This window comes from Salinimicrobium xinjiangense DSM 19287 (genome assembly GCF_000423585.1).
In the GTDB taxonomy this organism is placed as follows: domain Bacteria; phylum Bacteroidota; class Bacteroidia; order Flavobacteriales; family Flavobacteriaceae; genus Salinimicrobium; species Salinimicrobium xinjiangense.
This window is the reverse complement of record NZ_AUIG01000014.1, coordinates 72,210-85,155: the sequence shown is the minus strand read 5'-3', so window position 1 is coordinate 85,155 and position 12,946 is coordinate 72,210. Positions and strand designations below refer to the sequence as shown.

The window sequence follows — 12,946 nt, the reverse complement described above, 5'->3', positions numbered from 1 at the left end:
CGTATCTCTAACTTTACTTCGTACTTCTAACTTCGTAAATCTAACTTCAAAAAATTCGTTAGAATTTTCTCCCCTGCTTCACTGCTTTTCTCAGGGTGGAATTGTACTCCGTAGAAATTATGTTTTTTTAACGCAGAGGAATAGTTAACTCCGTAGTCGCATTTGGCTATGGTTTCGGAACAAACAGGTGCGTAAAAACTGTGCACCAGGTAAACGAACTCCTGTTCAGCTATCCCCTCAAAAAGGTCAGTTTTCAGGTTTTTTATCCTGTTCCAGCCTATGTGAGGCACTTTTAATGTTTTTTCAAAATGGATCACATCCACATCAAATATTCCGAGGCCTTGGGTGTCTCCTTCTTCAGACCGATTGCACATCAGCTGCATACCAAGGCAAATTCCCAGTACCGGCTGCTTCAACTGCGGAATCAATTTATCCAGGCCTGTACTTTTCAGCTTTTTCATGGCCGAACTTGCCTCTCCCACTCCCGGAAAAATAACCTTATCGGCCGATCTTATTTCTTCAGCATCGCTGCTCAATATTCCGGTATAGCCGAGCCTTTCCAGAGCAAATTTTATACTCTGTATATTTCCCGCCCCGTAATCAATGATCACAATCTTCTCAAGATTGTCTTTTTTCTCAATACTCATATCTAAAATCTAAAATCTCACGTCTACCTAAAGCATTCCCTTTGTTGACGGCAGGATCATTTTTTCGGGATCTCTTTTCACCGCCACCTTAATTGCTTTGGCAAAAGCCTTGAAAATTGCTTCTACCTTGTGGTGTTCATTAGTCCCTTCGGCTTTTACATTAAGGTTCGCTTTAGCGCCATCGGTGAAGGATTTGAAGAAATGGTAGAACATTTCTGTCGGCATTGCTCCTATCATTTCCCTCTTAAAATCTGCTTCCCATACAAGCCAGTTCCTTCCACCAAAATCAATAGCTACCTGTGCCAGGCAATCATCCATTGGCAGTGCAAATCCATAGCGTTCAATTCCCAGCTTATTCCCCAAAGCTTTGGAAAATACTTCTCCCAAAGCAATCGCCGTATCTTCAATAGTGTGATGCTCATCTACCTCCAGGTCACCTTTCACATTGATCTCCAGGTCCATTTGTCCGTGACGCGCGATCTGGTCAAGCATATGATCGAAGAATTTTATTCCGGTGTCGATCTTGCTTTTTCCGGTGCCATCCAGGTTCAGAGAAATGGAAATTTCGGTTTCATTTGTTTTCCTGCTGATAGTAGCTGTTCGCTCGTCAAGTTTTAAAAATTCATAGATATCTTTCCAACTGTTTGTTTCCAGACGGATAAACTTCTGAAGTTCCTCCTTCTTCACGGAAATCTCACTACTCCCAAGTTCTTCATGGCCGGTAATGAATATTCCTTTTGCTCCCAGATTTTTTGCCAGCTCCATATCGGTAAGCCTGTCGCCCAAAACAAAGGAATTTTCAAGATCATACTTTTCAGTGTCAAAATATGCTTTTAGAAGTCCGGTGCCGGGTTTTCGCGTGGGTGCATTATCTTCAGGGAAAGTGCGGTCAATGACAATTTCAGAAAATTTCACGCCTTCATTTTCAAAAGCCTTCAGAATAAAATTCTGTACCGGCCAGAATGTATCTTCCGGAAAAGAGTCTGTTCCCAATCCATCCTGATTGGTTACCATCACCAACTCATAATCCAGCTCCCTTGCGATTTTAGCTAGATAATAAAAAGCTCCGGGATAAAATTCCAGTTTTTCAAAATTGTCAAGTTGATAATCATCGGGTTCCAAGACTATGGTCCCGTCACGATCTATAAATAAAACCTTTTTCATGCTTTAAGCTGAGTTAATTTCTTTAGTAATTCTTTATTCTCGTCCGGCGTACCGACAGTGAATCTCAGGGTGTTTTCACACAATTGCTGATTGCTCCTGTTACGCACCACCACTCCTGCTTCCAGAAGCTGCTCATATTTCCTACCTGCATTTTCCACCCGCACCAGGAGGAAATTTGCATCTGACGGAAAAATTTCCTTCACAAATGACATTTTTGAGAGGTTAGCCCGCAGCAGTTCTCTTTCCTGTAAAATTGTTTGAACTTCCCTGTTCACCTCCTCAGGACGTGAAAGTCGCTCCAGAGCTCTTTGTTGAGAGAGCTCGTTTACATTGTACGGCGGCTTGATCTTATTGAGAATGCTAATGATCTCTTCGGAAGCATAGCATATTCCAAGTCTTATTCCGGCTAAACCATAAGCTTTAGAAAGGGTTTGGGTGATCACCAGGTTTGGAAATTCCTCCAGCCGCTCCAGCCAGCTTGTCTTAGCCGAAAAATCTATGTATGCCTCATCAATGACCACAAGGCCATTAAAATTTCTCAAAATTTCCTCTACTGAAGCTTCAGAAAATGAATTACCGGTAGGGTTATTTGGGGAGCAGAGGAAGATTATCTTTGTCTGCTCATCAATTTTCTCAAAAATTGCGGCTACATTGGGTTGAAAACCTGAAGCCAGGACCACCTCCCTGTCTTCCACTTCGTTTAATCCTGCCAGAACTTTATACATTCCGTAAGTTGGCGGAAGCGTGATCACATTGTCGACCCGAGGCCGGCAAAAGGCACGAAAGATCAAATCCAGCACTTCGTCACTGCCGTTCCCAAGCAAAATTTGTGCTGCAGAAAGGCTTTTTTGAGAGGCTAACATTTGCTTCACTTTTCCCTGCTGTGGATCGGGATAGCGGTTGACTCCGTTCTCAAACGGATTTTCATTGGCATCCAAAAATGTCATTTTTCGGCCGTCTGTTTTGTATTCATCCCGGGCTGAAGAATATGGTTTCATTTTCAGCACATTCTCCCGCACCAGGCGATTTAGGTCAAAGCTGCTACTCATTTTTTGAAGCTTTCAATTCATCTAATCTGAGGCTTACGGCATTCTTGTGTGCCTGTAAACCTTCGGCTTCAGCCATTAATTCAATAGCGTTTCCAATCTTCTGAATTCCTTCCGCAGAAATCTCCTGAAAAGTGATGGCTTTGGTAAAGCTGTCAAGATTGACTCCACTGTATTGTTTTGCATATCCGTTTGTCGGCAAGGTGTGATTTGTCCCGGAAGCATAATCTCCGGCACTTTCGGGAGTATAGTTTCCGATAAAAACAGAGCCGGCATTGTTGATTCCTTCCACAAAGAAATCGGGAGTTTTGGTGCAAATTATAAAATGCTCGGGAGCGTACTCGTTGATCAATTCAAGTGCTTTTTCTTCCGAAGTCATAAAAATCAACCGCGAATTTTCAATAGCTGACTTTGCGATCTCCTTCCGCGGCAATACCTCTAACTGTTTTTGCACTTCTTCCTCAACCTCTTCCAGAAGCTGTTTGGATAGGGAAACCAGAACAACCTGGCTATCGGCTCCGTGCTCGGCCTGTGAAAGCAGATCGGAAGCTACGAAAGCGGCATTGGCAGACTGATCGGCAACCACCAGTAATTCTGACGGACCGGCGGGCATGTCGATAGCTACATTATATTTGGTAGCCAATTGTTTTGCAACGGTGACGTATTGATTTCCGGGACCAAAGATCTTATAAACTTTTTCAATGCTTTCTGTACCAAAGGTCATGGCAGCGATAGCCTGTATTCCACCAACTTTGTAGATCCTTTTGATCCCACAGATCATTGCAGTATACAGGATGACGGGATTGACAGAACCGTCTTTGGCAGGCGGGGTGCAAAGGATGATCTCTTTACAGCCTGCTATCTGAGCAGGTACAGCAAGCATTAATATAGTCGAAAATAGTGGCGCAGTCCCCCCGGGGATATATAGTCCCACTTTTTGGATAGGACGTTTTTCCTGCCAGCATTTTACTCCGGCAATTGTTTCTACAGAAACTCTTTCTGTTCTCTGAGCAGTGTGGAACTTCCGAATATTCTCTTTAGCCAGATCAATTGCTTTTTTCAACTCATCGGTAACCTGCAGCGGCGCATTGGCTAATTCGCTTTCGCTCACTTCAAGATTGGGAGAACCATTCCCATCAAAAAGGCGGGAATATTTTTTAACGGCTTCATCTCCCTGGTCTCTTACTTCCCCAAATATTTGCTCCACCACCTTTTCAATATCTTCAACTGTTTGGGTAGGACGTTTTAATAAAGAAAACCATTCGTTCTTTTCGGGATCAAAACTTTTAATCATTTTCTCAGTTTTTAAAGTACCATTTTTTCAATAGGAGCAACAAGGATACCTTCTGCCCCATTCTGTTTTAACTCATCGATCACCTCCCAGAATCTCTCTTCTGAAATTACAGTGTGAAGGGAGCTCCAGCCTTCTTCAGCCAGAGGCAGAACCGTGGGACTCCTCATTCCCGGAAGCAGCTTTACTACAGCATCAATTTTGGAATTAGGAACGTTCATCAAAATGTATTTTGAATTGCGGGCGCGTAAAACAGATTTTATACGGAATTGAAGCTTTTCCAGGATCTCTTTTCTTTCAGAAGAAATTTGAGGCGAAACAGCCAGTACTGCTTCACTTTTCAGCATTACTTCCACTTCTTTCAAGTTATTCTTAAAAAGGGTACTTCCGCTGGAGACAATATCACAAATAGCATCGGCAAGACCTATGTTAGGTGCGATCTCTACCGATCCGTTGATAATGTGAAGATCGGCCGTAATTCCCTTTTTTGAGAGGTAATCCTTTACAGTATTAGGATAAGAGGTTGCGATCCTGGCGCCCTGCAGATCTTGCACTCCATTATATTTGGCGGATTTAGGAACTGCAAGAGAAACACGGCACTTTGAAAAACCAAGTTTTTCGGCGGTTACAATGTCTTCTCCTTTTTCTATCAAGACGTTCTCTCCAATGATTGCTACATCTACCACGCCGTCTCTCAGATATTGAGGAATATCACCGTTGCGGAGATAAAATATTTCAAGGGGAAAATTTCCTGAAGCCGCTTTAAGCTGTTCTCTCCCGTTATCGACAGAGATTCCTGCATCTTTAAGAAGCTTGAGGGAATCGTCGTGTAATCTTCCTGACTTTTGTACTGCTATTCTAATTCTGTTCATGTGTTTAATTTTGTGTTCAAGGCAGACCAAAGGGAACAAAAAAACCCGTTTGAGCTGCTCAAACGGGTTTTGAAAATATGGATTATACACATATCAATCTCACCTCGCAAGAGCGAACATATGAGAATGATGATGATGTAGTTGTTGTTTTTTCATTTTGTTACTGCGAAAATACAGTTTTATTTTAAAAACAAAAGTAAATTTTATTCTAAAGTTTAATTGTTTCCAAGGATCAATGGCATTCCGTCATCTCCGGATCCTATAACCACAACTTTTGCATTTGGTGATTTTGCTAGTTCTACTGTAGCCTGAATACCTTTTTCACGAAGTACCAATGGTGTTAAGGATGCATCAAGAATTCGGTTGGCACGTGCCTTACCTTCAGCATCGATACGTTGTCTTTCAGCTTCCTGTTCGGCTTTGGTCAAACGGAACTCATACTCCAGAGATTCCTGTTCCTGGCGTAGCTTACGTTCAATAGCCTCTTTAATAGTGGATGGCAAAGAAACATCACGCACCAGGACTTCGTTTATTTGCACATATTGATCCTGGAGTAATTTTTGAGTTTCTTCAAAAATTTCCTGTTGGATAGCTTCTCTTTTACTGGCGTAAAGTTGCTCGGGAATGTATCTCCCGACTACAGCTCTTGCAGCAGAACGTACCGCCGGTTGTAAAACTCTTTGTACATAGGCTTCCCCTCTTTCTTTGTGAAGTGAACCAAGATCCTGGTAATCTGGTTGAAACCATATGGAAGCATCAAGCTTGATTTCAAGACCGTTAGATGAAAGTACCTGCATTTTCTCATCAAGAGATTGTTGACGTACTTCATAAACAAAAACTTTATTCCAGGGAGCTACAAAGTGAAAACCTTCATTAAGCGGGGGTTCATCTGTGACCACACCACCTCCAAAGGTTTTGTAAAGTACTCCTGCTTCTCCCGAGTTGATCGTCACAGTTGATTTGGCCATAAGAATAATAAGAATAATACCTGCAAATAGAATTGGCAGGCCAATTTTGGGCAATCTGTCCATAGTAATAAATATATAAAAGGTTTAAATTCGACCGTAGTATTTCCTCAAAAACCACTCTGCACTTAATGCCAGAATGATGATCAACAGCAAATATTTCCAGTCGATCAAAGATACGTCCTTTTCATGGCTTTTTTGGACTATAGCGTAAGAATCGTCTGATAAAAGCTGATTTCTAAGCTTTTCGAATTCCGCGGGGAAATATACCTGCTGGCCCTTATCTGCAGCCACTTTTTGCATACCGCTAAGATTCGCACTCGCAAATTGCTTCTCCACATCAAAATCCTCAATTCTAAAGTTGCCCGATCTGGAAATGGATTCTCCATCTACATTAACTCTGAATCTATATTCCCCCGCTTCCAGGTTGCTCAGATCTACCTGGTAAGAATTTTGTTTTAAAAGAAAAGGAATTTCACTTGTACCATTTCCCTCTTCTGTTAACCGCAGTTTTAAACTGGCCCGGGGATCGAAATTATAATTTTGGTCAAAATAATCTGCCTGAATGATAACGGCCTCATCCCCCTGGTAAAGTGGCTCGTAAGAAACTATTAGCCTCTCATTTCTGCTTCCGGACGCTAATACCTGTACCAGCTTTCCAATGAGCTCATCAAACTTCTGAAATGATCCCGATTCCTGATAGACATGATTTCTCCAGCGCCAGATATCAGCACCCAATAGGAATGCCATTTTAGAGCCTTCAGATTCTGCGATAGCCAGCAAAGGTTCCTGAGTTTTTACTCCCTGAACCTGCCGGTACAGCAGAATGTCCATATCTTCAGGAAATCCAAGATGCCCAAAATTACCTGCCAAAGGAGGAAATCTTGAAAACTGAAGATCTTCGTTTTGAAAAGCTTTAAAATTTTCATTCCAAACCGGAAAAAACTCTTCCGTTTGAAAAGTTAGCTCCTGCTCAAAAACGCTCTGGACCTGGTTGAGGAACCGCCAATCTGTTTTAGGACCTGTGACAACCAGGTAATTTCGATTACCCGAATTTAAACCCGAGATCAAATTTGCAAACCGGTTGTCTGGCTGGTAAAGTATATGAAGTTGATAAGCATCGGGATCTGTTACCTCCGTAATGAGCTTTAGATCCACCTCCCGCTGTTGATTGCTTTCTATAGATCTTTTTAGGGCACCCACATCGGGGTGCAGAAAAGAATAGGCAATTAGGACATTTGTACGCTCGTCAACAACTTCTACCGCGAATTCCCGCTTATTATTCAGGATATTTTTTTCGGATTCTAGAGGGGATAGACGCACCTCATAGATACGGGTACCAATACTGTTTGCAGATAATTCGGCATTGATAACTTCGGAAGAATTTTCGGCAGAAAAAGATATATTTCTCTTGAATACCACTGAGTTCCCGGTCCTGATCTCCAGTTGTGTCTCTACGGAAGTTTTTCCGGAGTAATTAACTATGACCTCAACAGGAAACCTGTTATTCAAAAAAGCATATTTATTTACATTGAGCCGGGAAATACTTAGATCCTGATAGGTTGTGGTGTCTCCTGCCACCACCGGAATCACAGGCTGCCGAAATCTCCGGGCTACGAAAGTAATGTCTTCACCCATAGTCTGATTTCCGTCGGTTATAAGAAGTAACGGAGCATTTTTTTCACGGAAGAGCATTTCCAGATCCTTGAAAACCCGGGGAAGATCTGTTTGCTTCTCCAAAAAATTGATCTCGCCGTTCTGTTCAAGATCTCTTCCGAACGTGAAGGTCTGGATATCAAATTGCTTTTGCAGCTCGCTGTCATCCTGAATCTTCTCCACTAAACTCCTAACCTCCTCCCCTGCTCCAAGTTCCTTAATTGAAGAAGAATTGTCGACAGCAAGAACCAGAGTGGGTTTTTCGAGAGTGTATTCGGTACTTGTGATCTTCGGATTAATAAGGAGGAGTAAAACACAAAAAAGAGTGATAAACCTTAAGGTGCCAAAAATGAGATTTTGGGCCCTCCTTCCTTTTGACCGGAAAAAATATTGAAATCCCGCGAGTGCCAGCGAAAGAAGAAAAGCAGCAATAAGAAGAAATACTGTTGTAGCCGGCATTGAATCTCAGTTTAAGAAAAAGAGGCTGTTCAAAGAATTCCTATTCAACGTCAACCTGTCCCGAGGCATCGGGAGTTTCAGGTTTCAATCAGTTATAAATTCAGATCATCCGGATTCTGAAAAGAAATTCCGAATGACATATTTATTTTGAACAGCCTCTATTATTTTAGGTATGCATTCCCCCGTCTACACCAATCACCTGGCCGGTAATATATGCACTTAGATCACTTGCAAGGAAAACACAGGTGTTTGCAATATCCTCGGGAGTTCCCCCTCTTTTTAACGGAATAGCCTCTCTCCATCCTTTCACAACTTTTTCGTCGAGTTTTCCGGTCATTTCGGTTTCAATAAAACCGGGAGCAATAACATTGGTACGAATGTTTCTGGAACCAAGCTCAAGAGCCATAGACTTGGAGAATCCAATCATTCCGGCTTTTGAAGCTGCATAATTTGACTGTCCTGCATTCCCTTTCACACCTACAACACTACTCATGTTGATAATGCTCCCCTGTCGCTGCTTCAGCATAGTACGCTGTACAGCTTTGGTCATATTAAAGACAGATTTCAGGTTCACTTCGATTACCTTGTCAAAATCTTCCTCACTCATTCGCATGAGCAGATTATCTTTTGTGATCCCCGCGTTGTTCACCAGAACATCAATGCTTCCAAAATCTTCCAAAACATTCATCACAAGTTCTTCAGCCTGTTTAAAGTCGGCCGCATCAGATTTATATCCTTTGGCTTTTACACCTAATTCCTGTAGTTCTTTTTCCAGCTGGTTGGCAGCTTCGGCAGAAGAGCTGTATGTAAAGGCAACATTAGCCCCGTGTTTTGCAAATACTTCGGCTATTCCCTTTCCAATCCCTCTACTGGCACCGGTGATAATAGCATTTTTTCCTTCTAATAATTTCATGATTAAATATCTGTTTTCCTGGTCTGGGTTAATATTCGTTCAAATATAATAAAACAAGTGGTTTACAGTAAAAAACCCCCGAAATTGCCTTTTTGGCAAGTTACGGAGGTTTTTGTTATTCTGGTACGGGAGCTTTTATCCCATTACTTCTTTTACCTTTTTGCCGATCTCTGCAGGAGAATCAACAACGTGAATTCCATTCTCTCTTAAAATGGCCTTTTTAGCCTGTGCTGTATCTTCGCTACCACCAACAATTGCACCGGCGTGCCCCATTGTTCTTCCTTTGGGAGCAGTTTCTCCGGCAATAAATCCAACCACAGGTTTGCGGTTACCGTTTTCTTTCACCCATCGGGCAGCATCGGCTTCAAGTTGCCCCCCAATTTCTCCGATCATAACGATACATTCTGTCTCGTCATCATTCATAAGAAGTTCAACGGCTTCTTTTGTAGTTGTTCCAATGATAGGATCTCCTCCAATTCCAATTGCAGTAGTAATACCTAATCCCTGTTTTACAACCTGGTCGGCAGCTTCATAGGTTAATGTACCTGATTTTGATACGATACCAACTTTCCCTTTTTTGAAAACAAATCCGGGCATGATCCCTACTTTAGCTTCTTCGGGAGTGATCACTCCGGGACAGTTAGGACCTACAAGACGGCAATCTTTATCTTTTATATAATCGGCTGCTTTAATCATATCGCCTACCGGAATCCCTTCAGTAATTGTAATAATTACTTTGATCCCTGCATCTGCAGCTTCCATAATAGCATCGGCTGCGAATGCCGGTGGCACAAAAATAATTGAAACGTCGGCTCCTGTTTCTTTTACAGCATCAGACACGGTGTTGAAAACAGGTTTTTCAAGGTGCTTTTGCCCTCCTTTTCCGGGAGTAACTCCTCCTACCACATTCGTTCCGTATTCGATCATTTGTCCGGCGTGAAAAGTACCTTCACTTCCGGTAAATCCTTGTACAATTATTTTTGAATCTTTATTGACTAAAACGCTCATAGTTGATTATTTGATTTTTCAGGTGCAAAATTAGGTTTTTATAAAAGAAACCTAAAAGGTTTTATTAATTAATTGGAATGAAAGAATCGAGATTTTCCGGGCTGTCATCGGCCTGCTGACTTATTTGATGACCTTTGTATAGCTTTTCATCCTTTACCTGCCATATAGCAATGAAATGTGCCATGGGAAGTTCTTCATCGGGATTCTCAACAGTGCGCACATAGTATGTAAACCTGATTGTGACCATATTGCCATCACTTAACAGGTGACTTATGTCTGCACGAAGATGTTCAAAGGATTTCGATAGTTCCTGAGACAGTTTTTCAAGATCTGAATATTCCAGTTTGTTAAACCCGGCACTGCTGTTCCAGAATAACTGAACATCTGGATGAAGATATTCTTTCAACATTTCAGGATTTCTATGAAAGTCAGAAGAGTAAAATTTGGCAACGCAATCTTTAGGTTCTAAGCTCATATCAACCGTTTAAATTTTCCATTAATTTAGGTAATCGACGCAAAAGAGCCAACTCTTTTAGCCACTCCCGGGATTCCATCGCAGGATTTCCCGAATATACGGTATTTTCTTTTGTTGATTTAGTAATACCGGCCTGTCCCATCATCACTCCTCCTTTTCTTACCACGATCCCGCTGCGGAAGCCTACCTGTCCCCAAATGGTGACATCATCCTCAATAACTACAGCACCTGCAATACCCACCTGGGATGCAATAAGACAATTTTCGCCAATCACCGTGTCATGACCTACCTGAATAAGATTGTCCAGCTTGGTTCCCTTTCCTATAGTAGTATCTCCGCTTACACCTTTGTCAATGGTGCAATTTGCTCCTATGTCAACATTATCTTTAATAACAACCCTTCCGCCGGAAAGTAGTTTATCATATCCTTCGGGTCGTTTTTTGTAATAAAAAGCGTCTCCACCCAATACACTGCCGGAATGTATAGTAACATTATCTCCAATGACAGTGTTGTCGTAGATACTTACGTTCGCATGAATAAGGCAATTTTTTCCAATCTTTACATTATTCCCTACGAAAGCGGTCGGCTGCACTATTGTTCCTTCCCCTATCTCTGCGGAAACAGCAATGTTGGAAGATGCTTTTTCAAAAGGTTTAAAATACCTGGTGAGCCTATTAAAATCCCTGAAAGGATCATCTGATATCAATAATGCTTTTCCTTCCGGGCAATCCACCTCTTTATTAATAAGCACTACCGTTGCTGCCGAATTTAATGCCTTATCATAATATTTGGGATGATCTACAAATACAATATCTCCTGGTGTCACTACATGGATCTCATTCATCCCCAATACAGGAAAGTCTGCTGGACCAATAAATTCCGATGAAATTATAGTGGCAATTTGCTCAAGTGTATGCTGTTGCGGAAACTTCATGTGTTAGTACTGAGTATTGAGTATTGAGTATTGAGTACTGAGTATTGAGTATTGAGTATTGAGAAGTTAGGTTCTAGAGGTTAGAAGGGTTTTGCTCTTTCACTCTGAACACTGACCACTGACCACTGACCACTGATCACTGACCACTGATCACTCCTTAATCCTCTCCTTATAAGTACCTTTTTCAGTTTCGATCTTGATCTTATCTCCTTCGTTGATGAACAGCGGAACATTCACTTCGGCTCCTGTTTCTACCGTTGCAGGCTTTGTGGCGTTTGTAGCCGTGTTACCTTTGACCCCCGGCTCAGTGTGCGTCACCTCCAGAATTACACTTGCAGGCATTTCAACAGATAGCGGCATTTGATCTTCAGTATTGATAAGAATAGTAACCACTTCCCCCTCTTTTAAAAGCCCGGGTGCATCAAGTGCACTTTCTGAAAGCCTTATCTGGGTGTAATCTTCTGTATTCATAAAGTGGTAGAATTCCCCGTCATTATAGAGAAACTGAAATTTATGGGTTTCTACACGCACTTCGTCGATCTTGTGACCTGCAGAAAAAGTGTTATCGATAACTTTCCCGGTAGTCACACTTTTTAATTTGGTTCTTACAAAGGCCGGACCCTTACCGGGCTTAACGTGTAAGAATTCAATGATCTTAAAAATATCATGATTGTATCTTATACACAATCCATTTCTGATGTCACTTGTACTTGCCATTTTTTTCGTCTGATTAGTTTGAACTTATATATCCTTTCATGATCCCCCGCTGGGAATTCTTGATAAACTCTAAAATATCATCTCTTTCTGAAGTTGCTTCCATTTCAGCTTCGATGATCGCAACTGCCTGACTGTTATTATAATTCTTCTGATAAAGGATCCTGTAAATATTCTGGATCTCCCGAATCTTTTCCGTAGTAAAACCTCTTCTTCTCAAACCTATGGAATTTACCCCAACGTAAGATAGTGGTTCTCTTCCGGCTTTTACAAAAGGTGGTACATCTTTACGCACCAAAGATCCTCCGGTAACAAAAGCATGACTTCCTATGCTGCAGAATTGCTGAATAGCCGCCATACCGGCAAGTACCACATAATCTCCAACATTAATATGTCCGGCTAAAGTACTGTTATTCGAAAAGATGCAATTGTCGCCTACCACACAATCATGCGCAATGTGGCAGTAAGCCATGATCCAGCAATTACTCCCAATCTTGGTCTTCATCCTGTCTGTAGTCCCACGATTTATGGTCACACATTCCCTGATGGTGGTATTATCCCCAATTTCCGTGAGCGTATCTTCATCATTAAATTTTTTGTCCTGAGGAACTGCAGAAATAACGGCACCGGGAAAAATATTACAGTTCTTTCCGATCCTCGCCCCTTCCATGATAGTAACATTCGAGCCTATCCACGTTCCTTCTCCAATTACTACATTATTATGTATGGTAGTAAAAGGCTCAATAACAACGTTTTTCGCGATTTTGGCACCGGGATGTACGTATGCTAAGGGTTGATTCAT

13 protein-coding genes are annotated in these 12,946 nt (G+C 41.8%); all 13 read right to left on the bottom strand.

Going from position 1 to position 12,946, the window contains the following annotated elements:
* Positions 1 to 26: 26 nt before the first annotated feature.
* The gene (gene hisH / locus G564_RS0105840) at positions 27 to 647 is read right to left on the bottom strand and encodes an imidazole glycerol phosphate synthase subunit HisH (protein ID WP_029036835.1); all 621 of its coding nucleotides are present in this window, start codon (positions 645 to 647) and stop codon (positions 27 to 29) included.
* Between the two features lie 27 nt (positions 648 to 674).
* The gene (gene hisB, locus G564_RS0105835) at positions 675 to 1,811 is read right to left on the bottom strand and encodes a bifunctional histidinol-phosphatase/imidazoleglycerol-phosphate dehydratase HisB (RefSeq protein ID WP_029036834.1); all 1,137 of its coding nucleotides are present in this window, start codon (positions 1,809 to 1,811) and stop codon (positions 675 to 677) included.
* Positions 1,808 to 2,860 (bottom strand): histidinol-phosphate transaminase, encoded by a 1,053-nt coding sequence (hisC, locus tag G564_RS0105830; RefSeq protein WP_029036833.1) that lies wholly within the window; start codon positions 2,858 to 2,860, stop codon positions 1,808 to 1,810. Before hisC ends, hisB begins: the two co-directional genes overlap by 4 nt.
* Entirely contained in the window at positions 2,853 to 4,151 is a 1,299-nt protein-coding gene (hisD, locus tag G564_RS0105825) for a histidinol dehydrogenase (RefSeq protein ID WP_029036832.1), read from the bottom strand. Before hisD ends, hisC begins: the two co-directional genes overlap by 8 nt.
* A gap of 11 nt (positions 4,152 to 4,162) precedes the next feature.
* Positions 4,163 to 5,020 carry an ATP phosphoribosyltransferase gene (gene hisG / locus G564_RS0105820; RefSeq protein ID WP_029036831.1) on the bottom strand — a complete coding sequence of 286 codons (858 nt, stop codon included), beginning with the start codon at positions 5,018 to 5,020 and terminating at the stop codon, positions 4,163 to 4,165.
* A 215-nt stretch (positions 5,021 to 5,235) separates the two neighbouring features.
* The gene (locus G564_RS0105810) at positions 5,236 to 6,051 is read right to left on the bottom strand and encodes a prohibitin family protein (protein WP_029036830.1); all 816 of its coding nucleotides are present in this window, start codon (positions 6,049 to 6,051) and stop codon (positions 5,236 to 5,238) included.
* A 21-nt stretch (positions 6,052 to 6,072) separates the two neighbouring features.
* A complete protein-coding gene (locus tag G564_RS0105805) occupies positions 6,073 to 8,100 on the bottom strand; it encodes a hypothetical protein (RefSeq protein WP_029036829.1) in 2,028 nt (675 codons plus the stop codon).
* A 166-nt stretch (positions 8,101 to 8,266) separates the two neighbouring features.
* Positions 8,267 to 9,013 carry a 3-oxoacyl-[acyl-carrier-protein] reductase gene (gene fabG, locus G564_RS0105800; protein ID WP_029036828.1) on the bottom strand — a complete coding sequence of 249 codons (747 nt, stop codon included), beginning with the start codon at positions 9,011 to 9,013 and terminating at the stop codon, positions 8,267 to 8,269.
* A gap of 135 nt (positions 9,014 to 9,148) precedes the next feature.
* Complete coding sequence (gene sucD, locus G564_RS0105795; protein WP_029036827.1) at positions 9,149 to 10,021, bottom strand: succinate--CoA ligase subunit alpha; 873 nt, start codon at positions 10,019 to 10,021, stop codon at positions 9,149 to 9,151.
* Between the two features lie 64 nt (positions 10,022 to 10,085).
* Positions 10,086 to 10,496 (bottom strand): nuclear transport factor 2 family protein, encoded by a 411-nt coding sequence (locus tag G564_RS0105790; RefSeq protein ID WP_029036826.1) that lies wholly within the window; start codon positions 10,494 to 10,496, stop codon positions 10,086 to 10,088.
* Position 10,497: 1 nt separating this feature from the next.
* Positions 10,498 to 11,430 (bottom strand): UDP-3-O-(3-hydroxymyristoyl)glucosamine N-acyltransferase, encoded by a 933-nt coding sequence (locus G564_RS0105785; protein WP_029036825.1) that lies wholly within the window; start codon positions 11,428 to 11,430, stop codon positions 10,498 to 10,500.
* A gap of 150 nt (positions 11,431 to 11,580) precedes the next feature.
* Entirely contained in the window at positions 11,581 to 12,147 is a 567-nt protein-coding gene (efp, locus tag G564_RS0105780; protein WP_029036824.1) for an elongation factor P, read from the bottom strand.
* 13 nt (positions 12,148 to 12,160) lie between these two features.
* Positions 12,161 to 12,946, bottom strand: a complete 786-nt coding sequence (gene lpxA / locus G564_RS0105775) for an acyl-ACP--UDP-N-acetylglucosamine O-acyltransferase (protein WP_029036823.1) — start codon at positions 12,944 to 12,946, stop codon at positions 12,161 to 12,163.

Bases quoted from the DNA above. Each gene is read 5' to 3' on its own strand.
- sucD (WP_029036827.1), bottom strand. From the start codon at position 10,021: ATGAGCGTTTTAGTCAATAAAGATTCAAAAATAATTGTACAAGGATTT.
- hisC (WP_029036833.1), bottom strand. From the start codon at position 2,860: ATGAGTAGCAGCTTTGACCTAAATCGCCTGGTGCGGGAGAATGTGCTG.
- fabG (WP_029036828.1), bottom strand. From the start codon at position 9,013: ATGAAATTATTAGAAGGAAAAAATGCTATTATCACCGGTGCCAGTAGA.
- hisB (WP_029036834.1), bottom strand. From the start codon at position 1,811: ATGAAAAAGGTTTTATTTATAGATCGTGACGGGACCATAGTCTTGGAA.
- G564_RS0105785 (WP_029036825.1), bottom strand. From the start codon at position 11,430: ATGAAGTTTCCGCAACAGCATACACTTGAGCAAATTGCCACTATAATT.
- G564_RS0105790 (WP_029036826.1), bottom strand. From the start codon at position 10,496: ATGAGCTTAGAACCTAAAGATTGCGTTGCCAAATTTTACTCTTCTGAC.
- efp (WP_029036824.1), bottom strand. From the start codon at position 12,147: ATGGCAAGTACAAGTGACATCAGAAATGGATTGTGTATAAGATACAAT.
- G564_RS0105805 (WP_029036829.1), bottom strand. From the start codon at position 8,100: ATGCCGGCTACAACAGTATTTCTTCTTATTGCTGCTTTTCTTCTTTCG.
- hisD (WP_029036832.1), bottom strand. From the start codon at position 4,151: ATGATTAAAAGTTTTGATCCCGAAAAGAACGAATGGTTTTCTTTATTA.
- lpxA (WP_029036823.1), bottom strand. From the start codon at position 12,946: ATGAATCAACCCTTAGCATACGTACATCCCGGTGCCAAAATCGCGAAA.
- hisG (WP_029036831.1), bottom strand. From the start codon at position 5,020: ATGAACAGAATTAGAATAGCAGTACAAAAGTCAGGAAGATTACACGAC.
- hisH (WP_029036835.1), bottom strand. From the start codon at position 647: ATGAGTATTGAGAAAAAAGACAATCTTGAGAAGATTGTGATCATTGAT.
- G564_RS0105810 (WP_029036830.1), bottom strand. From the start codon at position 6,051: ATGGACAGATTGCCCAAAATTGGCCTGCCAATTCTATTTGCAGGTATT.